General features: G+C 67.7%; 25 protein-coding genes. 13 read left to right on the top strand and 12 right to left on the bottom strand.

Going from position 1 to position 24929, the window contains the following annotated elements; genetic code table 11:
• Positions 1 to 68 precede the first annotated feature (68 nt).
• The gene (locus ACFVTD_RS12905) at positions 69 to 1121 is read left to right on the top strand and encodes a LacI family DNA-binding transcriptional regulator (protein WP_387563344.1); all 1053 of its coding nucleotides are present in this window, start codon (positions 69 to 71) and stop codon (positions 1119 to 1121) included.
• Here ACFVTD_RS12905 and ACFVTD_RS12900 read toward each other — a convergent pair whose 3' ends face one another.
• The 6 genes from ACFVTD_RS12900 to ACFVTD_RS12875 form a co-directional block, all read right to left on the bottom strand.
• Complete coding sequence (locus ACFVTD_RS12900; RefSeq protein WP_387563341.1) at positions 1122 to 2837, bottom strand: CocE/NonD family hydrolase; 1716 nt, start codon at positions 2835 to 2837, stop codon at positions 1122 to 1124. It lies immediately after the preceding gene.
• Positions 2830 to 3792, bottom strand: coding sequence for an MBL fold metallo-hydrolase (locus tag ACFVTD_RS12895; protein WP_387563339.1), 963 nt, complete (start codon positions 3790 to 3792; stop codon positions 2830 to 2832). Before ACFVTD_RS12895 ends, ACFVTD_RS12900 begins: the two co-directional genes overlap by 8 nt.
• Entirely contained in the window at positions 3789 to 4727 is a 939-nt protein-coding gene (locus ACFVTD_RS12890; protein WP_387563336.1) for an alpha/beta hydrolase, read from the bottom strand. Before ACFVTD_RS12890 ends, ACFVTD_RS12895 begins: the two co-directional genes overlap by 4 nt.
• 3 nt (positions 4728 to 4730) lie before the next feature.
• The gene (locus tag ACFVTD_RS12885) at positions 4731 to 5873 is read right to left on the bottom strand and encodes an FAD-dependent oxidoreductase (RefSeq protein WP_387563333.1); all 1143 of its coding nucleotides are present in this window, start codon (positions 5871 to 5873) and stop codon (positions 4731 to 4733) included.
• Between the two features lie 62 nt (positions 5874 to 5935).
• On the bottom strand, positions 5936 to 6889 hold the full coding sequence (locus ACFVTD_RS12880; RefSeq protein WP_387563330.1) for a phosphotriesterase: 954 nt from the start codon (positions 6887 to 6889) through the stop codon (positions 5936 to 5938).
• 39 nt (positions 6890 to 6928) lie between these two features.
• The gene (locus ACFVTD_RS12875; protein WP_387563327.1) at positions 6929 to 7942 is read right to left on the bottom strand and encodes a phosphotriesterase; all 1014 of its coding nucleotides are present in this window, start codon (positions 7940 to 7942) and stop codon (positions 6929 to 6931) included.
• A gap of 202 nt (positions 7943 to 8144) precedes the next feature.
• Here ACFVTD_RS12875 and ACFVTD_RS12870 point away from each other — a divergent pair, with 202 nt between their 5' ends.
• From ACFVTD_RS12870 to ACFVTD_RS12850, 5 genes are read left to right on the top strand one after another with little or no spacing between them, the layout of a single operon-like run.
• Positions 8145 to 9869, top strand: coding sequence for an MFS transporter (locus ACFVTD_RS12870; RefSeq protein WP_387563324.1), 1725 nt, complete (start codon positions 8145 to 8147; stop codon positions 9867 to 9869).
• A 44-nt stretch (positions 9870 to 9913) separates the two neighbouring features.
• Positions 9914 to 11083 (top strand): cytochrome P450, encoded by a 1170-nt coding sequence (locus ACFVTD_RS12865; protein ID WP_387563321.1) that lies wholly within the window; start codon positions 9914 to 9916, stop codon positions 11081 to 11083.
• Positions 11080 to 11277 (top strand): ferredoxin, encoded by a 198-nt coding sequence (locus ACFVTD_RS12860; RefSeq protein ID WP_387563318.1) that lies wholly within the window; start codon positions 11080 to 11082, stop codon positions 11275 to 11277. The genes ACFVTD_RS12865 and ACFVTD_RS12860 overlap by 4 nt, the downstream gene beginning before the upstream one ends.
• A complete protein-coding gene (locus ACFVTD_RS12855) occupies positions 11274 to 12470 on the top strand; it encodes an NAD(P)/FAD-dependent oxidoreductase (RefSeq protein ID WP_387563315.1) in 1197 nt (398 codons plus the stop codon). Before ACFVTD_RS12860 ends, ACFVTD_RS12855 begins: the two co-directional genes overlap by 4 nt.
• A 55-nt stretch (positions 12471 to 12525) precedes the next feature.
• A complete protein-coding gene (locus ACFVTD_RS12850) occupies positions 12526 to 13140 on the top strand; it encodes a TetR/AcrR family transcriptional regulator (RefSeq protein ID WP_387563312.1) in 615 nt (204 codons plus the stop codon).
• Positions 13141 to 13155: 15 nt separating this feature from the next.
• Here the strand turns inward: ACFVTD_RS12850 and ACFVTD_RS12845 are convergent, their stop codons facing one another.
• The 4 genes from ACFVTD_RS12845 to ACFVTD_RS12830 form a co-directional block, all read right to left on the bottom strand.
• Positions 13156 to 13782, bottom strand: a complete 627-nt coding sequence (locus ACFVTD_RS12845; RefSeq protein ID WP_387563309.1) for an alpha/beta hydrolase — start codon at positions 13780 to 13782, stop codon at positions 13156 to 13158.
• Between the two features lie 37 nt (positions 13783 to 13819).
• Positions 13820 to 14860 (bottom strand): LLM class flavin-dependent oxidoreductase, encoded by a 1041-nt coding sequence (locus ACFVTD_RS12840; protein ID WP_387563306.1) that lies wholly within the window; start codon positions 14858 to 14860, stop codon positions 13820 to 13822.
• A gap of 118 nt (positions 14861 to 14978) precedes the next feature.
• Positions 14979 to 16226, bottom strand: a complete 1248-nt coding sequence (locus ACFVTD_RS12835) for an FAD-dependent oxidoreductase (protein WP_387563303.1) — start codon at positions 16224 to 16226, stop codon at positions 14979 to 14981.
• On the bottom strand, positions 16219 to 17514 hold the full coding sequence (locus ACFVTD_RS12830) for an MFS transporter (RefSeq protein ID WP_387563300.1): 1296 nt from the start codon (positions 17512 to 17514) through the stop codon (positions 16219 to 16221). The genes ACFVTD_RS12835 and ACFVTD_RS12830 overlap by 8 nt, the downstream gene beginning before the upstream one ends.
• Positions 17515 to 17562: 48 nt before the next feature.
• Here ACFVTD_RS12830 and ACFVTD_RS12825 point away from each other — a divergent pair, with 48 nt between their 5' ends.
• The 4 genes from ACFVTD_RS12825 (at position 17563) to ACFVTD_RS12810 (ending at position 21201) form a co-directional block, all read left to right on the top strand.
• Entirely contained in the window at positions 17563 to 18369 is an 807-nt protein-coding gene (locus ACFVTD_RS12825; protein WP_387563298.1) for an IclR family transcriptional regulator, read from the top strand.
• A gap of 119 nt (positions 18370 to 18488) precedes the next feature.
• Positions 18489 to 19625, top strand: a complete 1137-nt coding sequence (locus ACFVTD_RS12820) for a cupin domain-containing protein (RefSeq protein ID WP_387563295.1) — start codon at positions 18489 to 18491, stop codon at positions 19623 to 19625.
• Positions 19625 to 20449, top strand: a complete 825-nt coding sequence (locus tag ACFVTD_RS12815) for a fumarylacetoacetate hydrolase family protein (RefSeq protein ID WP_387563292.1) — start codon at positions 19625 to 19627, stop codon at positions 20447 to 20449. Before ACFVTD_RS12820 ends, ACFVTD_RS12815 begins: the two co-directional genes overlap by 1 nt.
• Positions 20449 to 21201: a maleylpyruvate isomerase family mycothiol-dependent enzyme gene (locus ACFVTD_RS12810; protein WP_387563289.1), complete on the top strand. Its 753-nt coding sequence runs from the start codon at positions 20449 to 20451 to the stop codon at positions 21199 to 21201. Before ACFVTD_RS12815 ends, ACFVTD_RS12810 begins: the two co-directional genes overlap by 1 nt.
• Before the next feature lie 101 nt (positions 21202 to 21302).
• Here the strand turns inward: ACFVTD_RS12810 and ACFVTD_RS12805 are convergent, their stop codons facing one another.
• Positions 21303 to 22082 (bottom strand): SDR family NAD(P)-dependent oxidoreductase, encoded by a 780-nt coding sequence (locus tag ACFVTD_RS12805; protein WP_387563286.1) that lies wholly within the window; start codon positions 22080 to 22082, stop codon positions 21303 to 21305.
• Between the two features lie 70 nt (positions 22083 to 22152).
• Here ACFVTD_RS12805 and ACFVTD_RS12800 point away from each other — a divergent pair, with 70 nt between their 5' ends.
• Both ACFVTD_RS12800 and ACFVTD_RS12795 read left to right on the top strand, forming a co-directional pair.
• Positions 22153 to 22788 carry a TetR family transcriptional regulator gene (locus ACFVTD_RS12800; RefSeq protein WP_387563283.1) on the top strand — a complete coding sequence of 212 codons (636 nt, stop codon included), beginning with the start codon at positions 22153 to 22155 and terminating at the stop codon, positions 22786 to 22788.
• A gap of 136 nt (positions 22789 to 22924) precedes the next feature.
• On the top strand, positions 22925 to 23569 hold the full coding sequence (locus ACFVTD_RS12795) for an NADPH-dependent F420 reductase (protein ID WP_387563280.1): 645 nt from the start codon (positions 22925 to 22927) through the stop codon (positions 23567 to 23569).
• A gap of 76 nt (positions 23570 to 23645) precedes the next feature.
• Here ACFVTD_RS12795 and ACFVTD_RS12790 read toward each other — a convergent pair whose 3' ends face one another.
• A complete protein-coding gene (locus ACFVTD_RS12790) occupies positions 23646 to 23993 on the bottom strand; it encodes a hypothetical protein (RefSeq protein WP_387563277.1) in 348 nt (115 codons plus the stop codon).
• A gap of 223 nt (positions 23994 to 24216) precedes the next feature.
• On the opposite strand from ACFVTD_RS12790, the gene ACFVTD_RS12785 reads away from it, so the two are divergent.
• Positions 24217 to 24870 carry a DUF4232 domain-containing protein gene (locus ACFVTD_RS12785; RefSeq protein WP_387563274.1) on the top strand — a complete coding sequence of 218 codons (654 nt, stop codon included), beginning with the start codon at positions 24217 to 24219 and terminating at the stop codon, positions 24868 to 24870.
• The last annotated feature ends 59 nt before the right edge of the window (positions 24871 to 24929 follow it).

The raw sequence follows: 24929 nt of genomic DNA, 5'->3' as shown, positions 1-24929 counted from the left end.
GTCGTGGAAGCGCAGGGCGGAATACCGCCGGCGAATTCTTCGAAGCCAGCGATGAAAGGTCGGCAACTATGGCTAATCCATCGGTGGACGCCGCTCCACGGGGTACCGGAGACGAGGAAATCCGGCGGGACCGTCCGCCCACCATCCGGGATGTTGCCGAGCTCGCAGGCGTGGCCACGTCCACGGTATCCAGGGCCCTGTCGCGGCCCGAACGGGTGAATCCGCGCACACGGGTGCGGATTGAGGAAGCAGCAGCGGAACTCAACTACATTCCGAGCTCGCAGGCGCGTGGCCTCAGCTCGGGGCGGACAAACGCCGTGGCCGTGCTGGTGCCCGACATCACCAACCCGTTCTACTTCGACATCATCCGCGGCACCCAGCACCAGCTCAAGGCAGCCGGCGTGACGCAGCTCCTGGTGGACACGGAAGAGTCCAGCGAGATGGAGCTCGATGCGTTGCACAAGATGCGCAAGTCCGCTGACGGCTTCATCCTTGCAGCGTCGCGCCTGACCGATGCCCAACTGACAGAGGTCTCGCAGACACAGCCCCTGGTGACATTCAACCGGGCTTCCACCAGCGCGCCAACCGTGATGATCGACACTCCCTCGGCCATTATCCAGGCACTGGAGCACCTGGCATCACTGGGCCACCACCGGGTCTGCTACGTCGCCGGCCCACCCACTTCCTGGTCAAACCAGATGCGGTGGAAGGTCTTCGAAGACGATGCGACCAAGCGTGGGATGGAAGTCCACCGGATTGGCCCCTACGCGCCGAAGACAACATCCGGGGCGGCCGCCGCGGATGCCGCCGTACGCACGGGGGCAACAGCCTGCATCGTCTTCAACGACCTGCTGGCCATCGGCATGCTCCAGCGGCTGCAGGCCCGCGGCATCCGGGTGCCGGCGGACATGAGCATCATCGGCTCGGACGATATCTTCGGCGCCGATTTCTGCAATCCGCCGCTGACCACCATCTCCAGTCCCATCGAGCAGGCGGGCAGGGTGGCTGTGTCCATGCTCCTGGCCCAGCTGAATCCGATGCCCGGGAGCGCACCCAGGAAGCTCGCCGTCATGCCCACCCACCTGACGGTCCGGGAATCAACCGGGCCGGCGCCCGCCTGATCAGCCCTTTGTGAAGGGCAGCACCAGGCGGGATTGGTGGTGCGCGTCGCGGTAGATCTTGTGCGTGACCGGCCTGCCCACCGGGAGGTGGAAGGCGTCCGGCGGCAGCAGCGAATTGTGTTCGTCCGCGAGCGGTTCGCCGTTGGACACCTCCACCACCAGTTTGTGTCCGGGGTTGAAGGTGTTCGCGAACGGATAAAGACGGACCACGTATTCCTCGATCTCCCCTGGCTCGACCGGAACGGCACGGGTGTGCGGGTGGTAGGGGTTGCCCTCCTTGGTGCGGTCATCGAGTTCGCGGTGTGACGCCTTCAGGTAGCCGGTGGTGATCAGCTGGCGCTTCCCGTTCGGCGCGGCATCCCACAGGCGCAGCATGAAGTTGGTGTCCGGCTGGTCGATCTCGGCGAAAATGTGGGCAGCGCCGGCCCCGATCATTTCGGTGGGTTCCTCGAACGCATCAGTGGACCAGCTGATGATCTGCACTTGGTCGGTGACCGTCAGCGGTGCCTGGTAGAAGCCATCGGGGGCCGCATGTTCGGTGCCCATTAGCTCGGGTTCCGTGGAGAGCTTGTGCCGCGGCCGAAGGTACAGGGACCTGTAGTCGATCTCCTTCGGTGGCCAGGCCTTGGCGGTGACCACGTCCCGGGAACCTTCCACGAACACGGACACGGCGGGTTCGTCCATCACCCCGTTGTCGATGCCCTTGATCCAGTAGTCGTACCAGCGGAACATCTTGTCGTGCTCTTCGATGAAGGGCCGCGACTGCATGGGCGGATACGGGCCGATGTCCAGCTTCTTCGGCCCTTGGAGCGCGTTGAACAGCTCAATCGTGCCGTCCAGCGTCCAGCCGCGGCCCTGGTCCAGCTGAAGCCACACCGGAATGTCGATGTTCGGCGCCAGGGTGATGGGATTGCGCTCTTCGTACCAGTCGCCGTCGAGCTCGTTCATGACGATGTCGAACCACGCCTCATGGTTCGTGGGGTAGTTCAGGACGTGGACCAGGTTGGGCCAGGCCGCGACGTCCGGGTCCTGGAGCCGCTTGGCAACCAGCTCCTTGAGTTCCTCCGGGGAGTACTTCTCCACCATCCGGGACTTCACCCGCTCCGTGAAGGCCCAGCCCGAGTCCCCTCCCCTGCCCTCACGGGCGGCGCGCGGCATGAACCACATGACGCCGCCGTGGTAGGTGGTTTCGTAGAAGTCATAGTGGCCGCCGGAGACGAAGATGGCCTTCAGGTGCGGCGGCCGTTCGGCGGCGGCAAGGACCTGCATGGACCCGAAATAAGAGATCCCCACCATGCCCACGTTGCCGTCGCACCAGGGCTGCTCCGCCACCCATTCGATGAAGTCGTAGGCGTCCTGGCCCAGGGATACTCCCCCGGCGTTGTAGTTGCCGATGTGTTCACCGCCGGAGTGCCCGGACCCGCGCAGGTCGCCGATGACGTGGACGTAGTCCTCCTTCACGATCCGGGCGATGTCGCCTGCTTCGATGCAGCCGTCCCACATGGGGCTGGGCCGGCGTTGCGGCGGCGTGGTCAGGGCTAGGGCCTGGAGCTCCTTGCCGTACGGGCTCAACGCCACCAGCGCTGGCCGCGGCTTCTCGTCGGTGCCCTGGTAGGCGTCGGCGGCGAGCTCGACGCCGTCGCGCATGGGGACGCGCAGGTCCTTGCGGACGGCGATCTTCTGGCCGCCGGCGTCGATCGTCTGGTATTCAGCCATGGTTGTGCACGCTCCTCTGGAAAGACGTGGTGGTGGACTGGGAGCGGTAGCCGTTCATCGTGGTGAAGAACGGTGAGGGCTCAAGGGTGGGGTCGCGGTCGTAACCAAGCTCCCGGGCAACCGGGACGAAAGGCGAGTACGGCGAGTCGGTCTCCGTCAGGCCGGCTGCCAGGCAGCCGCACGCGGCGTCGCTGACGCGCGCCTCGATCTGCAGGCTCTCCATCAACGCGTCGCGGGCGTCGTCAGCATTAAGTTCGACGCCGTAGGGCGTCCCGTCAGCGCGCCGGTACGGATGCCCCAGGTACAGGTGGCGCGGGCGGATCTCGTCGCGAAGGTATTCCAGGCTGGCCCGGTAGCCGGCCGGGTCCACGTACCCGGGAAAGCCGTTGGCCGCGCCGTGGACCTGGACGGCGTCGCCGACGAAGACGTCATTCTGGCCGTCGATGACGTAGGCGACCGACCCCCGTGTGTGGCCCGGAACCGGGTGGACGGACACGGTGATGCCGCCGCCAAGGGAAATGGTTTCCCCGCCGCGGACCAGCATGGACGGTTCCATTTCCCCCGAAATGACGGCGTTGGTGGCGGCCACCTGCTTGGCCTCGCCCTCGAGGTCCCCAAGGTACTGCCCGCGTCCGGCAAGGTATTCATCCACGTGGGCGCGGCGTGAGCGGAGCATGGGGGCGTCGGCCTCGTGGATCACCACCTTGGCGCGCCGGCCGGTCAGCTCCCACAGCGCGTGCGCGCCGCCGATGTGGTCGATGTGTCCGTGGGTGAGCAGGATCCAGCGGACGTCCTCGATGCGGCGGCCGATGGCCTCCAGTGCCGGCACCATTCCCTCGGCAGGGGAGGTGGCAATGCCGGTGTCCACGATGGCCGGCTCCGGGGCATCGATGAAGAAGCTGTACAGCCCGAACCTGCCCCAAGGCGACACCAGGGGGTGGACGGCGGCCGTCATTTGGCTGCCTTCGCGGCGCTGGCAAGGAACTCGGCCGTCTGTTCGAATGCCCGGTAATACTCAGGGATCCAGGAGAAGTTCTGGACGAAGCCGTGGTTGGCCCCGGCATACCGGCTGACGGTGGCGGGAACGCCGGCCTCCTCCAGCCGCCGGCCATACAGCTCGCCCTCATCCCGCAGGGGGTCGTGCTCGGCGGTGATGATGAGCGCGGGCGGCAGTCCGGTGAGGTCCTGCCGCTTGATCGGTGAGACGAGGGGATCTGCTGGGTCCGCGCCGCTGTCGAGGTAGAACGCGTTGAACGGCTTGAGGCCGGCCGTCTCCAGGCCGTATCCTTCTGCGTTTTCGCGCATCGAAGGGTAGCGGTCCGCATCGAAGTCCAGGTCGAGCGAAGGATAGTAGAGGACTTGGTGGGTGATGCCGGTGAAGCCGTCGTCGTGGGCTTTGGCAGCGACGGCGGCCACGAAGTTGCCTCCTGAGCTGTCGCCGGCGATGGCGAGGTTCTGCCCGTCCCAGCCAAGGGTTCCGCCGTTGACCGCAGCCCAGCGGACCACGCCGTAACAATCCTCGAGGCCTGCCGGGAAGGCCGCCTCCGGGGCAAGCCGGTAGCCCACCGAGATGACCTTGCAGCCCGTTTCCTTGGCAAGGGCCCGCGCCACGTGGTCGTGGGTATCCAGGCTTCCCAGGAAGAAGGCGCCGCCGTGGAAGTACACCAGCAGTCCAAAGGTATCCGCGTCCGTGGGGGTGTAGATGCGGACGGGCACGTCACCAGCCGGAGTGCGTGCCGTGGCGTCGACGACGGCGTGCAGCGGCAGGCGCTTTTCCGCGGGCTGGACCTGGGCTGCTTCGCCGGCACGCATGGCCTGCGGGTCCAGCGGCGAACCGTCCGGGGCGGGCAGGGTGCCGAGGACCTTGGCGATCTCTGGGTGGATGGTCATGGGTCAGGCCTTCACGGGTTCGGCAGGCGCCTGCGATGCAGGTTTTTGGGATGCGGGCTTCTGTCCCGGAAAGACGTCGTTGACTTCTTCCTCGCTCCAGCCCTGGCGGGAAATACGCTGCAGCTCATCGGTCACCGGCTTGCGGATGGCCTGGAACCGGGCCAGTGCCTCCTTGACCGAGCCGGCCTGGGCCAGGGCGTCCGCCAGCGCCCCGGCGTCCTCGATGGCGGAGTTGGCGCCCTGTCCCTGATGGTGGAGCATCGAGTGGGCGGCGTCTCCCATCAGCACCACCGAGTCGGTGTGCCAGGTGTCCACGGGATTAATGTCGTAGACGGCGCGGACGTTGACGCTGTCCATGTCCAGGCCGCGGGCAATGCTGACGATGCGGTCATCGAAGCCTTCCACCGTTGCCAGCAGGTCCTCCTTGGTGATGGCCGGCGCCCAGGTCCCGTCCGGGTTCAGTGCCGTGATGTCGAAGGACATCTGGTTACGGTGCCGCAGCGGCAACAGGTAGACCTTGGTTCCCTTGCCGATGTACATCCGCAGGTTGTCGTCCACCACCATGCCGTGGGAGTCGTCGGCGGAGATCACGGCGCGGTACGCATGTTCACCCGAGAAGACCGGCCCCGCGGCACTGAACAGCTGTTCGCGGACCACGGACTTGATGCCGTCCGCACCCACCACCAGGTCAGCCTCCACGGTGGTGCCGTCGGCGAAGGCCAAGACGGAGGAGTCCCCGTTGTCGGTGATGGATTCAAGCTTGAGGCCCAGGTGCACCATGCCCTCGGGCAGGACGCCGAGCAGGGCTTCGATGAAGTCGCCGCGGTGGATCAGGTGGGTCTGCTTCTGGTCACCGTCCTCGGGCCAGGTGTCCTTCATGATGGGGTGGCCGGTGGCACTGAGGATTTCGAAGTAATCGCTGGGTGAGCTCACTGCGGCGATGGCTTCGAAGATCCCCCACTGGCGGAAGCGGGACATGGTGGCGGGGCGCAGCCCGATGCCGGCGCCGACCTCCCGCATCCGGGATGCCTGCTCGTAGACGTTAACGGTGGCGCCGAGCAGGCTCAGGGCCTTGGCGGCGGCCGCGCCGCCGTACCCTGCGCCAATGATGGCGATGCGGAGGTTCTTAAGGTCTTCAGCTTTCATGGGGTGGGTCTCTTTCTGCAGCCCGGGCGGTGCCCGGTGGAAGGGTTTGCTCGGGCGGCCGGTCAGGCCTGGAGGGACAGGAAGTCCGCCGGGTTGTCCTGGAGCAGGAGCTTGAGCGTGGCGTCGTCGATGCCGGCGGCACGCATGTCCGGGATCATGTCCTCGAAGATGTAGTTGACGGTGTGGCCCTTGACGCCCGGCCAGCCGAGGGGGCTGCAGTTGGCGTCGGCGGAGACCAGGAGCTTGTCCGCGTAGCCCTTGTCCACGAGCTTGACGAAGTGCTCCATGCGTTCGGCGCGCTTGCGGCCCCAGAACGGCGGGTCCGGGAGTTCGAGGTCGTAGCCGAAGGTGTCGAAGCCGATCCGGCCGCCCTGTTCGTAGATCCAGTCGTGCGGGGTGATGGGGGCGTTCAGTCCGTCGTCGGCATGGCCGAACAGCACCCGGTCCAGCGGGAGGCCTTCTTCCTTGAAGATGGCCACGGCCGGTTCCGGGTCGATGGCCAGGTGGGTGAGGACCGGGGCTCCGGTGGCGACGGCGGCGCGGGCCGCGGCCCGGTAGATCCGCTTGTCCAGGTCCGTCATGCGTCCGCCGCGGCTGACGCCCACCTTGATGACGCCGGCCTTGGCACCGGTATCGCCGATGCCGACGGTGATCTCGTGGATGAAGACCTTGGCCAAGTAGTCCACGGTGGCGCGGGAGAAGTGCGGCAGTGCGGTGTCGCCTCCCACGAAGCCGGTGCAGGCGACGATGTTGACGCCGGTCTTCCGCGAGAGGGACTTGTAGTAGTCGATGTCGCGGCCGTTGCAGATGCCGGTGGCGTCCACCAAGGTGCCGCCGCCGTATTCACGGAACTTCCGGAGTTTGGGCACGGTTTCCTCGTAGGCCTGTTCCGGCGTCTTCCACCATTTCGTGTCCAGCTCGGATCCGGGCATGCCGTAGCCGATGTGTTCGTGGACGGCTACGATTTCGAGTTCTTCGGCCGGGATGGTTCCCAGCACTGTGTTGACCTTGGTCATTGTTCTACCTCGGGGTTTGGAGGGCTGATGGAAGCGTGCTCAGCGGACGGCCAGCAGGGCGCGGGGGTTGTCGACCAAGATGCGCCGGGCGTCGTCGTCGGACAGGCCGCGGGCTTTGAGGAATGGAACGAACGTGGCCAGGACGTGGCTGTAGGGGAGGTTGTATTCGGGCAGTCCCTTGGCCACTCCGATGGAGTTTCCGGAGAGGATGATCCTGTCCACATGGCCGGCAGCGACGAGTTCCAAAACCAGTTCGGCCCGGCCGTGGTCGGTCAGGTAGTCGGGGTGGTCGTTGAGGCCCACGTGGTCGACGCCCACGAAGGCGCCGCGCTCGGCCACCTTGCCTGCGGCGCCCGCGGCGTCGAGGCGGTCCAGGCCGCCGACCAGCGCGCGGTCCGCGGGAAGCTGCTCGTCCAGGACAACGTCGAGGTCATGGAGGGCATCGGCGCCGAAGCGGATGGAGACGGGCACTCCGGTTTCCCGGGCAGCCCTCGCCGAGCCGCGGAACAGGCTCTCCTCCGTGGGGGTCATGCCGGCCCGGTCGGCGGCCGTGGTGATGATCCCTGCGGCGGCGCGGCGTTCAACCCTGGGGACCACCATCCCGTCGGTGACTTCCTTGGCGAACAGGTCGCTGAACTTTTCCGCCGGCCACGGGGTGGGCGGATTGGTCTGCGGTGTCAGGAAGTAGCCGCCGAGCTCCTCCTCGGGCCCAAGGCCGGTGGAGGCGACGATGTGGACGCCGGTGGAGCGCGACAGTGCCTCGTACAGCTTGAGGTCCCTGCCGTGGAACATACCGGTGCTGTCCACGATCGTCCCGCCGCCGCGGCTGCGGAAGTCAGCCAGCTTGGCGGCGAGCGCCGCGAAGATGTCGGCCCGGTCCATGGAAATATCCGGGGCGTACTGGGCCCCCGGCAGGACGGACAGCAGCGCTTCATGAACGGCGGTGACGCCCAGTTCGGAGGCGGGTACCAGGCCCAGGACCGTGTTGACGGTGCCCTGTTCCGGGGTGGGGGCGGGGGCGCCGTGGGAATCGGCGGCCGGATGGATGGTCACGAAGTTCTCCCTTGAATCCGGGTGCTTGAGTAGGGGTCCCGCCGAGCCCTCGCTCCGTTGCGGTGGAGCCAGCATCACACAATTCTTTACAGAGTGTCAAGGAAACTTTCGTTATGGATTTTCCTTGACACTGTGTAATGGATCACTACAGACTGTTGGAAACCAACACTCAACTTCGCAATGGAACAAGGGAGTTTCATCGATGAGCCTGACCCCCACCGTTTCGAGCCGCGGCTCGGTACGTGCAACCTTTGTCGCGGCCTACAGCGCCGTGACCCTGGCGCAAATCACCAACGCGCTCCCCGGCGCACTCAACGGAACCTTCGCCGTCGAATTCCGGACCTCCGGCGCCGGGCTGACCTGGATCGCCGGCATGTTCATGATGGGCATCGTAGTGTTCGAGCTCAGCTGGGGCCTGCTGGGCGACCTGTTCGGCCGCCGGAAGCTGCTGTACGCCGGCGCGGCCGTGAGCATCGCGGGATCCGTCCTGGCGGCACTGGCAGTCAACACTGAAATGATGATCGCGGCCCAGGCCGTGGGCGGCATCGGCGCCGGCATCCTCTTTCCCATCTCGCTCTCCATGATCGCGGCCATCACCCCGGACCACCGGGCGCGGGCCAAGGTCATTGCCACCTGGGCCGGCTTCCTCTCGCTGGGCGCGGTCATCTCGCCCATGCTGGCGGGCCTGACGTCGCAGGCGTTCACCGTGCCCGGGCCCGCGGCAGGCGCACCCAATGCCTTCAGCGGCTGGCGGGTGGCTTATTACATCGCCGCCGCGATCGCCGTCGCCGTGCTGGTCATGGCCACCCGGGCGAAGGACTCCGCTGCCGCCGAAGGGCGGAAGCTCGATGTGCCCGGGCAGGCCACCCTGGCGCTGGGCCTGATTGCGGTGCTCTTTGCCACCGTGCAGGCGGTCGACGCCGGATTCGGCAGCTCCGAGGTCATCATCAGTTACGTAGCCGGCGCCGTCCTCCTGGCCGCCTTTGTGGTCATCGAGTCACGCACGCGCCAGCCGCTGATCCACCTGTCGCTGTTCCGGAACAGTGCCTACTCCATTACGGGAATCGTGGCGGTCACCGGCATGTTCGCCTTCCTGGCCGTCTGCTACAGCACCAGCGTCGCCGTGGGCGGCCTGGCCCTGGCTGAGGCCTGGAAGGTGGGCGTGCTGTTCGTCTTCATCCAGGGCCCGGCGTTCGCCTTCATCCCCGTGGTGGGCTGGCTGATCCACCACGTGGCACCGCGGTGGGTGCTGACGGCCGGCTTCGCCTTCATGGCAGCTTCCGCCTTCGGGCTGTCCACCATCCCGCTGGGTACGCCCGAAGCGTTCGGCGGGACGCCGTGGACCGCGTTCATCCCGCCCCTGCTCCTGCTGGGCATCGGTTTCGCCCTCACGGTGGGCTCCATCACGGCCGTGGCGATCAACACGGTGCCGCCGCAGCACATCGGCATGGCGTCGGCCACCACCAACCTGCTGCGCGACCTTGGCTTCGCCCTGGGCCCGGTCATCGGATCGGCCATCGCGTTCGGCGTCGGGGCAACCGCCTTCGCCGGCCCGCTGGCGGGAATCCTGGGCGGGGCGGGCTTGCCCGCTGAAGCGGTGGCCGGACTCTCGCACGTACCGCCGCTGGGTTTCCTGTCCGGCTGGGACGGCGTCGTTGCCCAGTTCTCCGGCCAGGCCGCTGCGGGCGGCGCCCCCGCCCAGGCAGTGGACGGCATGGTCAAGGCCCTGGCCTCCGCCCAGCCCCAGATCCAGGGGGTGGCGGGAACGTCCCTGGGCCAGGGCTTCCAGGCGGTCTACTTCGCGGCGGGCATCGCCGCCGTCCTGTCGGCCGTCCTCACCCTTTTCATCAGCTCCCGCTCCCCGGCGCCCACGGCCGATGCCATCGCCGAAACCACGGAAGCCAACGCCGAGGCCGTCCAGGCATGACCGGTCCAGGCCCGGAAACCCCGACTACCCGCAAGGAGACAACTGTGAACCCCATCGAATCCGATATCGACATCTGGGATGACGACATCACGGTGGACCCCTACCCCACCTACGCCGCGCTGCGTGAACTGGGCGGCCTGGTCCACCTGCCGAAGAACAACCTCTACGCCGTCACCCGCTACGACCTCATCCGCGATGTGCTGGCAGACCCGGCATCGTTCTCGTCCACCACGCTTGGCTTCAACCCCATGGTGAACGAGGCACTGCAGGGCACGTCGCTGGCCTCGGATCCGCCCCTGCACACCCAATTGCGGGCCACGCTCTCGGCGAACCTCACCCCGCGGGCCCTCCGAGGCCTCAAGGTCACCATCGACGAGAAGGCGGACAAGCTCGTTGCCGAACTGGTGGCCACGGGTTCCTTCGAGGCCATCGATTCCCTGGCCCGCGCCTTTCCCCTGGACATCGTGGCGGACCTCATCGGGTTCGGCGGCCACGTCAAGGAAAACATGCTGCGCTGGGGCCAGGCTGCCATGCAGGTGATCGGCCCCCTGAACCACCGCACCCAGGAGAGCTTCCCCATTGCCGGCGAGCTGTACGGCTGGTGCTCGTCGGTCACGGCGGAGGACCTGGCGCCGGGCTCCATCGGCCGCGGGATCTTCGACGCCGAAGCCCGCGGGGACATCCCCGAGGGGTCCGCAGGCCACATCATTCACCAGTACCTGGGTGCCGGCGTCGACACCACCATTGCCTCCATCGGCAACATCGTGGCCTTGTTTGGCCGCCACCCGGAGCAGCTCGAGCTGGTCCGCAACAACCCCGAACTGGTTCCCGCGGCCTTTGCCGAGGTCCTCCGGTACTGGACCCCGTTGCATATCTGGGGCCGCACCACCACCCGCGAAGTGGAGCTCGACGGCGTGACCATTCCGGCAGGCGCCCAGCTGGGCATCCTCCTGGGCGCAGGCAACCGGGACCCCCGGCACTATGACAACCCCGACACCTTCGACGTGACCCGGAACCCGGTGGACCATCTGTCCTTCGGCTATGGTCCGCACGGCTGCGCCGGGCAGGGGCTGGCCCGACTGGAAGGGCACGCCATCGTTGAAGCCCTGGCCCGTCGGGTGAAATCCCTGTCCCTGGGCGAGGGGTACCGGGTTCCGAGCAATATCACCAGGAGCTTCGAGCAGCTCCAGGTACTGGAGGTGGAAGCAGCATGAGGATCGAACTGGACCGGCCGCGCTGTGAGGGCCACGGCCTCTGCGAGGAAGCAGCGCCGGCGCTGATGCACCTGGACGACGACGGCGAACTGGTCATCGACGTCCCGGAAGTGGAGGGGGACCAGGCCGAGGCGGCAGCGAAGGCCGCGGTCCGCGTTTGCCCAGTAGCAGCCCTGAAACTGGTGGCGGCGTGACGGCACGCCGGATCGTCGTCGTCGGCAACGGCATCGCGGGCCTCACCGCCTGCGACTCACTGCGCGCGGCTGGTTTCGACGGCCAGCTGACCGTGGTGGGCGCCGAGCGCCACTCCCCCTACAGCCGCCCGGCCTTGTCCAAGGCGCTGCTCCACGGCGGTGACGGGCTGACGGCGCACGAGCTCCCCGCACCGACGCACGGCGCCGACGAGTTGCTGGGGATCAGCGCCACAGGGCTCGACGCCGGGGCGCGCCGGGTGACGCTCGACGGCGGCGAAAGCCTGCCGTACGACGGGCTGGTGATCGCTTCCGGTTCCCGCGCCAGGCGGCTGGCCGGGAGCGCGGACCACGGCAGCGCCGAGGCACGCGATGGCGGCGAGCTGACCCTGCGCACCTTGGAGGACGCCGTCCGGCTGAAGGCGCTGGTGGCGGGCCGGGCGTCGGTGATCGTGGTGGGCGGTGGCCCGCTCGGCATGGAAGTGGCGTCCGGCTGCCTGCACAGCGGCTGTGACGTCACCCTGGTCACCGACGGCGAACCACTGGTACGGCAGCTGGGCAGCTACCTGTCCGGAATTTTCACCGCAGCGGCCCGCGCGAACGGGCTACGGATCGTCAATGGCTCCAAGGCCCGGCTCATCCGGTCAGGGACCACCCCGCAGGTGGCATTGGCCGACGGAACGGTCCTGGAAGCGGACCTGCTGGTCAGCGCGGTCGGCGACGAGCCGAACATCGAATGGCTGGCAGGCTCCGGCCTGCTCACCAACGGCGCCCTCCGGGTCGATTCCCGGGGCCGTGTGCGCCCGGACATCGTCGCGGCCGGGGACGTGGCATTCTTCCCCACCCAGCGGGGACTGGGCCGGGTGCCGCTGTGGACCAGTGCCATCGACCAAGCCAAGGCCGCCGCCGTCGGCCTCCTCCTGGGGGACGAGGCTCCGCCGCTGGAATTCCAGCCCTACTTCTGGACGGAAGCCTTTGGATTGTCACTCAAGGCCGTGGGTTTCACGCCCGTGGAGGGAGCGCCGCACCTCCGGGAACAGGGCACCGGAACCGATTCGTCGCTGCTGCGGTGGGAGCACGCGGACGGTTCAGGAACGGCCGCGGCCATCAACTACCGTATCCCCATCCCCAGGCTGCGGCGGCTGGCCAATACGGGGCAGCAGGTGGCCCGGGCCGCCGAACCCGTGACGGCCTGAGGCCACCGCCCCCCCCCCGGCTCCAGCGCCCGGACTCCACGTTAGGATTGACGCTATGCCATCGCTGCGCGAAGCCCAGAAGCAGCTCACGCGCGACACCATCGTGGAACGGGCGCTGGAGCTTTTCACCCAAAAGGGCTACGCCGCCACCACCATTGATGAGATCGCCGCGTCAGCCGGGACCACCCGTGTGACCTTTTACGCGTACTACCCCACGCGCGCGGACCTGATGCGGGACTTCATGGCCCGGGTGAACGCCGTCCTGGAGCGCGCCGACGGCCCCGACAGCGGATCAACCGCCCCGGACCTGGTGCAGGTGGTGCGGGACGGCAAGCTGGCCGGCATCCTCTCCTGGCTCGAATCCCGGGCTGCCCTGTGGCCGGTCTTCCGCCCTTACCTGGATGTCCTGGACGAGGCGGCGGCGGTGGACCCGGAGGTGCGCACCATGGTGGAGCGCTGGCACGAGGAAGTCATCACGGACATGGTCCGCGGCATGCAGCTCGCCGGGCGCTTCGCCGGCGAAACGCGCCACATCCGCGGCACCCTGGCGTTCACGCAACTCGACTACGTGGCCACGCTATGGACCCGCCGCAAGATGGAACCAAACCGCGAGCACGCCCTGGAAGTGCTGGCGGACAGCTGGTACCACCTGCTCTGCGACGAAGACTGACCGGGACAGCGCTAGCTAGGCGCGTTCGGTGATCCACGCACCCAGCCCGGCGGCAGTTTCCGCGGTGAGGGAGTGTCCGCCAGGATCCTTCCGGGCGCGGGTGTCCGCCCCGGAGTCCCCCAGGAGGTAGTCCCAGGTGCGGCCCAGCAGGTCAGCGGGGATGACGGTATCGGCTGCGCCGTGGGCCAGGAACACCGGAGCGCCGGCAAGCCGGCCCGGCGACGTCGGCACACCGGCCTCGAACGGCAGCGTCCCGTAAAGGACGGCGGTGCCCGCGAACCGCTGCGGGTCAGCCAGCAGCAACCCGCCCGCGAACGCCGCACCGCCACTGAAGCCGACCAGGATCACCGGCCGTCCTTCCGGGGCGATCGGGTCCAGCCACGTGCGGAACCACTCCATGGTTTGGGCCAGCGACTCGGCCACGGGCCGCCCCGTCCCCCGGTTGGCAAACCAGGCAAACCCGCCGCCTGCCGGGATCGGCGCCCGGACAGCAGCGTAGGAGGGGCCTGCGGGAAGGTGGCTGGCCAGCCCGATGATTCCTGATTCATCCGAGCCGCGCCCGTGCAGCAGCACCGCGAGCGGACGGTTGGGATCGTCGGGGCTCTGCCAGGCGACGGTGGGTTCGGCGAACGGTGCGTGCATATCGTGTCCTCGGTGTTGGTGGTGGAAATGGCTTGGGTCAGGCAGGGGCCGGGGCCCCAATTTCCCGGTTGACGGCGGGCATGATCTCTGTGGCGAGCAGCTCGATGGAACGCGCCGTCTCGGCGAATGGCAGGCCGCCCAGTCCGATCTGGGCCATGTAGCGGCTGGTGCCCAGGGCCTCGTGGATGGCCAGGATCTTCTCCACCACCTGCTGCGGGCTGCCCACCAGCAGGCCGCCGCCCGGCTCGGACCACTCGTCAAAGGTGGAGCGCGGGAAGTGGTCCACGGGCCGGGGCATGTTCTGCTCGAAGTACGCCCGGTAGTAGGGATAGAAGGTATCGCGTGCCTGCTGGGAGGTGGGCGCCACGTAGAAGTGGCCGCCTGCACCCACCGGCAGTGCGGAGGCGTCATGCCCGGCCTCGGCCGCGGTGTGCCGGTACAGCTCCACGAGGCGGCGAAACCTTTCGGGTCCGGACAGCAGTGCAACAAATAACGGCAGGCCCAGGCGTCCCGCACGGGCAAAACTCGCCGGCGTTCCGCCCACCCCCACCCAAACGGGAAGCTTTTCCTGCAGCGGCCGCGGGGCAATGTCCATGCCGGGGATGCTTTGGGTCAGGGTGCCCCGCCAGTTGAGGCTGGCGTTGTCCCGCAGTTCCAGCAGCATGCGCAGCTTTTCGTCGAAGAGGGCGTCGTAATCCGCGGTGTCGTAGCCGAACAGCGGGTAGGACTCGATGAACGCCCCGCGCCCGGCGATGATCTCGGCGCGGCCGCCGGATATGAGATCCAGGGTGGCGAACTGTTCGAAGAGCCGCACCGGATCCTGGGTGGATAGCACGGTAACGGCGGTGCCCAGCCTCAGATGGGTGGTCTCGCGGGCAACCGCGGCCAGCACCATTTCGGGGGCGGACAGGGCGAAGTCGCTGCGGTGATGCTCGCCCAGGCCCAGGAAGCTGAGGCCCGCCTGGTCGGCCAGCTTTGCCAGCCCGATGATCTCTTCCAGCCGCTGGTGCGGCGACTGGGCCAGCCCGGTTTGTCCGTTGCGCGACAGTTCGCCGAAGGTAAATATGCCAAAGTCCATATTGGTTGAACATTCAACTTTTAGGATTTATTCCGGCGCCTACCCTTCCGTCCAGGAAAGGCGGACGTACGACGCCGGGGGCCACCCGCTGTCGTACGCCCGCCTTGGTCCGGGGTGCTTAGGCTTCCACCAGCTTGGCGCCGGCAGGAACCATTACAGGGGTGCCGGGCTCGTTGCGGCCGTACAGCCAGTCGTTGTACTGGAAGTTATTATCGCCGCGGCTCTTGAACAGCATGTTCCGCAGGACTCGTGCCACGCCGTCCACATGCCAGGACTCGCCCCAGATCCGGGCGGTGCGCTGGACGCGGGCCGTGCGGGCTGCGCGGGTTTCGTTGAACTCGCGGAAGGCATCCTCCCAGGCCCCGGCGTCGATGCCTTCGGCCGTGAAGACGCGGTTGCTGGCGGCATCCTGGAGCACTGCCGCATCTTCCAGCGCCTGGCAGGCGCCCTGGGCCAGGTACTGCAGCATGGGGTGTGCAGCGTCGCCGATTAGTGCCATGCGGCCGGAAACCCAGGTCTCGATCGGGTTGCGGTCGTACATGGGCCAGCGGATGCCGGTGGCCAGGTTCTTCAGGGCTTCCTGCACGGCGGGGACGCAGTCCTTGTAGGCCGCCTGGAGTTCGTCCACGCCGCCGTACTGCTCTTCGCCGCGCTCGAACGACGGGGACTTGAACACTGCCACGGTGTTGAGCAGCTGGCCCTTCCGGAGCGGGTACTGCACCAGGTGGCAGTTGGGGCCGAGGTAGACGATCACATCCTCCAGGTCCGCGGCAGGGGTCTCCTCCGTGATCGGCACGGTTCCGCGGTACGCCACGTAGGCGGAGTTGACCGGGCCGTCGTTGGCGACGGTGGCGCGCAGGGTGGACTTCAGCCCGTCCGCTGCCAGGATCGCGTCAGCCTCAAACACCTCACCCTTGGCGGTGTAGGCGCGGGCGCGGTCGCCGTCGGTCTCCACTTTCTGCACCAGGACGTCGTTCACCAGGGTGACGCCGGCTTCCTGGCAGGCTTCGAGCAGGATCCGGTGCAGGTCGCTGCGGTGGATCACCACGTAGGGGGCGCCGTAGCGTTCCTCGAACTCGCCGCCGAGGGTCTGGCGGGTGAGTTCCTCGCCGGTGATGGCGTCGCGGAACACCAGGTGCTTGGGCTGGACGCCGATTTCCAGCGCCTTTTCCAGCAGGCCCCAGCGCTTGAGGACGCGGGAGGCGTTGGGGGCCATCTGCAGGCCGGCGCCGACCTCGCCGAAGGCGGGTGCCACCTCAACGAGCGTGACGTCGGCGCCGTTTTCGCGGAGCGCCAGCGCGCCGGCCAGTCCGGCCATTCCGCCGCCCACTACCAGGACGTCGGTGGAATCTTTGACGTTAGACATTGGAAACTCCTACTGCTGTTGATTTCTTGATTTTGGTACCGACGGCTGCGAGCAGGACTGCCGCTGCGGCTGCTGCTCCGGCGAACGCCAGGAAGTTTGAGTTGACGCCCAGGCCCGCCGCGAGCAGGAGCCCGCCGGCCTGGGGCGCTGCCACGGCCCCGATCCGGCCCACGCCAAGCGCCCAACCAAGGGCTGTACCGCGAAGGTGTGCGGGATAGTGGCTGGCCACGGCGGCAATAATCAGGCACTGGGTGCCGTGCGTGCCGACGCCGGCAAGCACCAGCATGAGGTAGACGACGGCGACGGGCGGCCCGGTGACCAGGACCAGCAATCCGACGGCGGCCACGGCCGCTGCCGCGATGGCGGTGGGAATGGGGCCGAACCGGGTGCCGGCCCAGGCGGTGAGCACCGAGCCGGCCACGGCGCCAAGGTTGAGGGCCAGCGCGAAGGTCAGGGCGGACCCGAGGTTGTAGCCTGCCAGCTGCATGAGGTTGGGCAGCCAGGTGCCCAGCCCGTACCAGGCAAAGAGGGTTACCAGGGTGCCGATGGCGAACAGCAGGCTGGTGCCGAGGTAGGGTGCGCGAAGCAGGGACCCGAACCCGACGGCTTCCTTGGCGACTTGGCCCCGGGCTTCGCCCTTGTGGCCGGGCGCCAGTGTCTCCGGCAGGTAGCGGATGCCCAGCGGGATGACCACCAGGAGGGCGACGACGGCCACCAGGAACATGGCGGGCCAGCCGAAGGCCGGGATCAGCGGAATGCCGACGAGGGCGGCGATGGAACCACCGATGGGAACGCCGGACATCATCAGGGTGGCGATGGTGGACCGCCACTTTTCGGGGACCAGCTCTGCCACGAGGGCGTTGGCCGAGGGAACCAGGCCGCCCAGGCCAATGCCTGCCAGGAGCCGCAGTCCGCCGAAGACCGGGGCGTTGGGCGCGAAGGCGCAGAGGATGGTGAAGACGGAGAAGACGACGGCGCAGCCGATGATGGTGCGCCGGCGGCCCCAGGTATCGGACATGCGGCCGGCGAAGACCGCTCCGATCATCATGCCGATGAAAGCCATCGAGCCGATGGTTCCGGCGGTGGCCTTTGTCAGGCCCCAGCCGGTATCGCTGATGAGCGAGCCTTGGACGGTGCCGTAGACAATCAGGTCATAGCCGTCGAAAACGACCAGCAGCCAGCACACCAGGACGGCGAGCACGGAACGCCGGGGAAACACGGAAAGGCCTGCGCCCGGGGCGGGGGCGGCCATGCGCTGCGGCGCTGCAGCGGAAGTTGTGTGATTCATCCCACCACTGTGCTGGCAGTCATACCGCGCCGCACATAAGATTCTGTTATGCAGAATCTTCCGGCCCGGCGGAAGCCCACCTACTCCATCGAGGCGGTGGACAACGCCCTGCAGCTCCTGCAGCTCCTCCGGGACGCGGGCAGCCTGCGGCTCAAGGACGCGGCCGCGGAACTGGGCGTGGCCCCCTCCACGGCGCACCGCCTCCTGGCCATGCTGGTGTACCGCGGGTTTGCGGTCCAGGACGAGACGCGCCGTTATGTGCCCGGCCCGGCCATGGGCGCCGGGCCTGCCGGCTTCAGCTGGACCCGGCAACTGCGGGACATTTCCCGGCCCCACATGGAAGTGCTGTGCGCGCGAACCAACGAGACCGTCAACCTGATGATCCGGGTGGGGACCAAAGTCCGCTTCCTGGACACCGTGGAAAGCTCGAACATCCTGCGCGTGGGTGACCGGCAGGGGACCCTCCTTCCTGCACACAGGGCGTCCGGCGGGAAGGCGATCCTGGCCGAGTTGGATCCCGCCGTGGTGGAGCAGCTGTTCCGCGGGCCGAACGCGGAATTGGCCGGAGACTACATTTCCGACGCCGAGTACCCGGCATTCCTGCGTGAGCTCGAGTCCGTGCGGACCAACGGATTCGCCGCCAACTTCGAGGGCACCGAGGAGGGTATCAGCGCCTTTGGGATGGCCCTGCACAACGGCCGGGGCATGGTGGTGGGCGCGTTGAGCGTGGCGACTCCGGTGGCCAGGTTCCGGCCGCTGTTCGATGCCGGGCTGGTGGGGGTCATGATGGAAACCCGCCGCCAGCTGGAGCTGGATATCGCGGCGAATCCGGTGGAGGGGGCCGGAAGCGGGTGACGGTTTTCCCGTAAGGCGACGGAAGTAATTCTGGCAGACAGAATATGTTGGAGATCACAGCCGCGCTTCCCTAGGGTCGAATCCACGTCGCACTCAGTCCGCACGCAAGGAGAAGGCCAGTGTCCATCAGCGCTGAAAACCAAACGCACGAATCCGTGGCGCAGGAACACCACGTTCCCGAGCCCACGCCGGAGGAGGCTGCCCAGCTGGAGCAGCTGTACAAGGATTTCGACAAGGAGAACCTGATTCCGCTGTGGACGGAGATCGCGGACCTGATGCCGATGGTCCCCTCGCCCAAGGCGGTACCGCACGTGTGGCGGTGGGATGACCTGTACCCGCTGGCCGCCCGCGCCGGGGACCTGGTGCCGGTGGGCCGCGGCGGGGAGCGCCGGGCGATCGCACTGGCCAACCCGGGCCTGGCCGGCACCCCGTATGCTACCCCCACGCTGTGGGCTGCCATCCAGTACCTGGGCGGCCGCGAAACCGCACCCGAGCACCGCCACTCGCAGAACGCCTTCCGCTTCGTCGTCGAGGGCGAGGGCGTGTGGACCGTGGTGAACGGTGATCCGGTCCGGATGTCCCGCGGCGACTTCCTGCTCACCCCGGGCTGGAACTTCCACGGCCACCACAACGACACCGACCAGCCGATGGCCTGGATCGACGGCCTGGACATCCCGTTCGTGCACTACACGGACGCCGGGTTCTTCGAGTTCGGCACCGAGCGCGTCACCGACGAAGCCACCCCGGACATCTCCCGCTCCGAACGCCTGTGGGCCCACCCGGGCCTGCGTCCGCTCTCTGGCCTCGATGACACCACCAACTCCCCCATCGCCGCGTACCGCTGGGAGCACACGGACGCCGCGCTGCGCGAACAGCTCCTGCTCGAGGACGAGGGCCACCCCGCCACGGTCTCCCAGGGCCACGCCGCGGTCCGCTACACCAACCCCACCACCGGCGGCGACGTGATGCCCACCATCCGCGCCGAATTCCACCGCTTCCGTGCCGGCGCCTCCACCGAGCCCCTGCGCGAAGTGGGCTCCAGCGTCTGGCAGGTCTTCGACGGCACCGGCACCGTCGTGCTCGACGGCGAACGGAGGGAATTGGCCAAGGGCGACCTGTTCGTGGTCCCGTCCTGGGCCCAGTGGTCGCTGGAAGCCTCGGTCAGCGGCGAGTTCGACCTGTTCCGCTTCTCCGACGCCCCCATCTTCGAACGCCTGAACTTCAACCGCACCTACACCGAAGGACGCACCAAGTAATGAGACTCCTCACCCTCCGCACCGCTGACGGCACCAAGGCGGTCCGCCAGGACGGCGACACCCTCACCGAGATCCCGGGCTTCGCCGACGTCGGGGCCCTGCTGAAGGACCCCAACTGGGAAACCACGGCGAAGGCGGCCAACGGCGCAACCCATGCCCTGGACGGCGCCGACCTCGCCGCCGTCGTGCCTTCCCCCGGCAAGATCATCTGCGTGGGCCACAACTACCGCAACCACATCAAGGAAATGGGCCGGGAAGTTCCCGAGCACCCCACCCTGTTCGCCAAGTACGCCGAATCCCTGATCGGTCCCAACGACGACCTGGCCCTGCCGCAGGAATCGGACACCGTGGACTGGGAAGCCGAGCTCGCCGTCGTCATCGGCAAGGCCGGCCGCCGCATCCCCGAAGCCGAAGCCGCAGACCACATCGCCGGGTACTCCGTGCTCAACGACGTCTCCATGCGCGACTACCAGTTCCGCACCATCCAGTGGCTGCAGGGCAAGACCTGGGAGAAATCCACCCCGTTCGGACCCGCCCTGGTCACCAAGGACGAGTTCACCGCCGGCCCGCTGATGACCTCCGCCGTGGACGGGGAAGTCCAGCAGTCCACCCCCACCTCGGACCTGGTGTTCACCCCGGAGTTCCTGGTCTCCTACATCTCCACCATCATCACCCTGAACCCGGGCGACGTGATCGCCACCGGCACCCCCGGCGGCGTGGGCCACGCCCAGGACCCCAAGCGCTACCTGCAGGAAGGCCAGGTCCTGGTGACCACCATCGAGGGCCTGGGCCAGCTGACCAACCGCGTGGTCAAGGAAGCCTGATGGTCGCCCGGCACGACCAGACCACCGATCCCGTGCTGCTCGACGGGCTCCTGCAGGCCCGGCGCGGCACCGCGTTCTTTGCCCGCAAGCTCAACGAGCTCACGGACGCGGAACTGGACGGGGACTCCCTGCTGCCGGGCTGGTCGCGCCGGCACGTTGTAGCCCACGTGGGCTACAACGCCCGGGCCGTCGCCCGCCTGGTCGAATGGGCAGCCACCGGCGTGGAGACCCCGATGTATCCCTCGGTGGAGATCCGCAACCATGAGATCGATTTCGGCGCCACCCTATCCCCGATCGCGCTGCGGAACCTGTTCGACCACTCCGCAGTGCATTTGAACGTGGAATGGCGTGACCTGCCGGCGGACAACTGGCACCACAAGGTCAAGACCGTCCAGGGCAGGACCGTGCCCGCCGAGGAAACCGTCTGGATGCGCACCCGCGAAGTCTGGGTACACGCCGTGGACCTGGACAACGGGGCCACATTCAACGACATCCCCGCCCCCGTCCTGGAACGGCTCCTCACGGACATCACCGGAGCCTGGCACACCCGTGGCACTGACAGCGGGCTCCTTATCAAGGTGGACGGCACCGACCTGTCGTTCGGTGACACCACGGCTGCTGCCCCCACCGTGGTCTCCGGCTCCCTGGCCGCCATCACTCAGTGGGCCACCGGCCGCGGCGCCGACGGCACCACCGCGCAGCGCGGCGGAGAACCCATCACCCCCGCGCCACCGGCACCCAAGTGGATCTAGCTGTACTGCCCAGCAGGCCAGCGCTAAGGCAAGCGGGCGACGACGGGACCTCCCGGCGTCGACCGCTTGCCTTAACTGCCTGCCAGCTGTGCCGCCGCCGGTTACAGCGCCGACCAGCCGCCGTCGGACGCGAGGATGGCGCCATTGATGTTGGTGCCGTCCTCGCTGAGCAGGAAGGTAATGGACGCTGCGAGCTGGGCGGCGGTGGCGGGTGTGGGGATATTGGCCTGCATCAGCGGGCCCAGCCGTTCGGCCGCCAGCTGCGATCCCCAGTTGGCCACGATGTTCGTGATGGTGGCCCCAGGGGCCACCGCGTTGAAGCGCAGCCCTTTTGGCCCATACATGACGGCCGAATTCTTCGTGAGGCCCACCACCGCATGCTTGGACGCGGTGTACGCGGCACCGGCAGCCGAACCCCGCAGCCCTGCTTCGGAGGTCACGTTGACCACGGAGCCCGTGCCGGCGTCGAGCATCAGCGGCAATACTGCCCGCGTAAGCCTCATCAGCGCCGTGACGTTGATGCGGAAGACCCGGTCCCAGGTCTCGTCATCCACGTCGTGAATCGGGGCGAAGTTGTCCATGATGCCGGCGACGTTGGCCAGGGCGTCAACCTTGGCGCCGGCGGCTGCCACCACGGCAGCCACAGTTTCTTCCGTCGAGATGTCCCCCGCCACCGGAACCAGGTCGAGGTCGGCGTTGTGCGCCACCAGCTCGTCCAGACGCTCCTTGCTGATGTCGGCCGCCACCACCCGTCCGCCTTCGCGTGCCACGCGCAGCGCCGTGGCCTGCCCGATGCCCGAGCCTGCCCCGGTGACAATGACGGTCTTGCCGGCGAACCGGCCGGGGGTGACGGATTCCTGCCATGAGGCGTCGTTGCCCATGAGCTTCCTTCCTGAGTGGAAACGTAATGCCCACACTTTATGACACGCAGTGTCATTATGGAAGGGTGCAATGGCACGGAATCTGGATGGAGGCACGGCAATGGAAGGGGAAACCACGCGCGCGGCGGGCAGGCCGCCGACGATCGACGCCGACTCCGTGGCGCGCATCGCCATGGACCTGTTTGCCCGGAATGGATACGGCAACACCTCCATGGCCGATATCGCCCAGGCCGCGGGAATAGGGAGGAAGAGCCTCTACCGCTACTTCGCCACCAAGGCGGACCTGGTGTGGGGCGGCATGGAACCGGCCCTACAGGCATCTCTTCGCGCCCTGGATGCCGGCAAGGGGGCCAGCGGCGCCGGCAGTCCAGCCTGGCCGGGGCCGCCGATCAGCGGCCTCGCCGATGCGGTGGCTGCCGGGGCGGCGGCACTGCCTGATCCAGGGCTGGCCCGGGCGCGCCTCCGCCTCATCGCAGAGCACCCGGAACTGCTCAGCCACAGCCACGAGGCGCTGGGGGCGCAACGCCGGGAAGCCCTGGCCTACCTCTCGGCAGCCGGGGTGCCGCAAAGAACAGCGGGGTATGTGTGCGCCGCCTTCATCGCCGCCACCTTCCAGGCCTGGCTGGAATGGGCCGCCGGAACCGACGCCGATCCCACCGCTTACCTGCGGGCAGCAGCAGGAGTCCTCCGGATCCCATCCGATTGACTCCAGGGCCCCTATGGATGCGGATTCCAAGGCGGGAATAGATTCGCGGTGATAGTAGTTGAAGCTTCAAGTAAGGGCATTTCGACGAAGGACCGCAGTGAATTTCCTATCCCGCCTCTTTGGAAAGAAGAACATCATGTCTGACATCACCATCATCGGCACCGGCAACATGGCCCGCGGACTTGCAGCCCGCGCCGTCGCCGGAGGCAACAGTGTCCAAATCCTGGCCCACGGGGACAAGGCCAAGGCCGATGCCCTGGCCGCGGAATTCACCGGCCCGGTCAGCACCGGCGTACTGGGCGACGCCATCACCGGTTCCATCGTCATCCCGGCCGTGTACTTCGACGCCGCCAAGGACATCGTGGCCCGCTACGGCCGCAGCCTCGACGGCAAGGTTTACGTCGACATCACCAACCCCGTGGACTTCTCCACCTTTGAAAGCCTCTCCGTTCCCGCCGGAAGCTCCGCCGCGGAAGAACTGCAGAAGGCCACCGGAGCGAAAGTGGTCAAGGCCTTCAACACCACCTTCGCCGCCGCTTTGGGTGAGGGCAAGGTGGCCGGCCAGCCGCTGGACGTCCTGGTCGCCGGCGACGATGACGACGCCGTCGCCACCGTGGCCGCCTTCGCTTCCGCCGCCGGCCTGACCCCCATCATGGTGGGACCGCTCCGCCGCGCACGGCAGCTGGAACAGACCGGCTTCCTGAACATCCTGCTCTCAGCCAATGAGCAGTTGCCGCAGTTCCAGTGGAACTCGGCCCTGAGGTTCGTTCACGCGGCGTAGCCGGCGAGGCACGTACCCGGACAGTAAGGCGGGAAGGCCGGCACATTCGTGCCGGCCTTCCCGCTTTCGGATCCGGCTAAAGCCGGTCAGTCCGGTCCTCGCCGCCCTTGTGGCCGCCGCCCCGCAGGTTCTCCTGGACCTTTCCGAACAGGTCCTTGATGGTCGATTCCGCGTTGGAAATGACATCCACCGGCACGTAGACCTCATGTGTCACAGGCAGGTCGTATTCATCCTTCAGGTGCGTGCCGTTCCCCACTCCCGCAAGGGACAGGTAGACCATGGCCTCAGTCCGCGCGATGCCGGCGAGCTTCCCAAAGACCACCGTGAACTCGTTGGGCTGGAAGCTGATGGTCTGACCAATATGGCTGCGGCCCAGTTCGCCGGCCTGGACAACCTTCTCCGACTGGCTTCCGGTGTAGTCCATGAACTTCTCCTTCGATCGCCAACACGTACGCAGGCAGTCTAGCGTTGCCCCTCCACGCCGTCACCGGGCGGGGCGGGCCCGCACGCCCCGACGGATACAGCCGGCCACGCGCGACGCAACATGGACGCATTTGGTGCCCGGATCATCACGATCCGGGCATCAAATTGCTCCCAGCGCAGGTGGCATCGTTGACGCGGGCAACGGCTACCGCGAAGGTGGTGCCATGAGGTCTCAGAAAATTTCCCAGGGGTTTGCCTTGACGACGGCGGCCGCGGCCGCAGCGCTGCTGCTCACCGCGTGTGGGCCAAGCCAGCCACAGTCCCAGACGTCGACGCCCGCCACCGGGCAGGCGAGCCAGTCCGCCACGGCATCGGCATCCACGCCGCCTCCATCGTCCCCGGCACCGGCCACGTCGACGCCTGCTTCACCCGCCCCGGCCACATCCGCTACCGGTGGGCCGGGCCCGTGCAAGGCGGCCGGGCTCACCGCGGCAACCGACGCCTCCGGCGGCGGCGCGGCCGGCAGCGTCTACATGAAGCTCAACCTCACCAACAAGGGCTCCGAGCCGTGCATCCTTCGCGGATTCCCCGGCGTCTCCCTGGTGGCGGACGCCATGGGCGCCCCCATCGGCGCTCCGGCCACGCGTGATGATTCGGCTGGCGTTGTTGACGTCCTCCTGGCCCCCGGCCAGACCGGCACCGCAGTCCTCCGGTACACGCAGGCCCGCAACTACCAGGGCTGCGCGGCCGTCGACGCAGCCGGGTACAGGATCTATCCACCGGAGGACACCGACTCCCTGTTCATCCCGGAGCCCACCACGGCCTGCAGCAACGCGGACATTGCCCTGCTGAGCATCGGAGCATTCCAGCCCGCCTGACCGATTGGGCAGGACCCGGAGGGACCCGACGGCGGCCCGGCTGGCAAGCCGCGCCGCCG

This window comes from Pseudarthrobacter sp. NPDC058119 (assembly GCF_042884655.1).
Lineage (GTDB): Bacteria > Actinomycetota > Actinomycetes > Actinomycetales > Micrococcaceae > Arthrobacter.
This window is presented reverse-complemented; position numbering and strand designations above follow the sequence as displayed.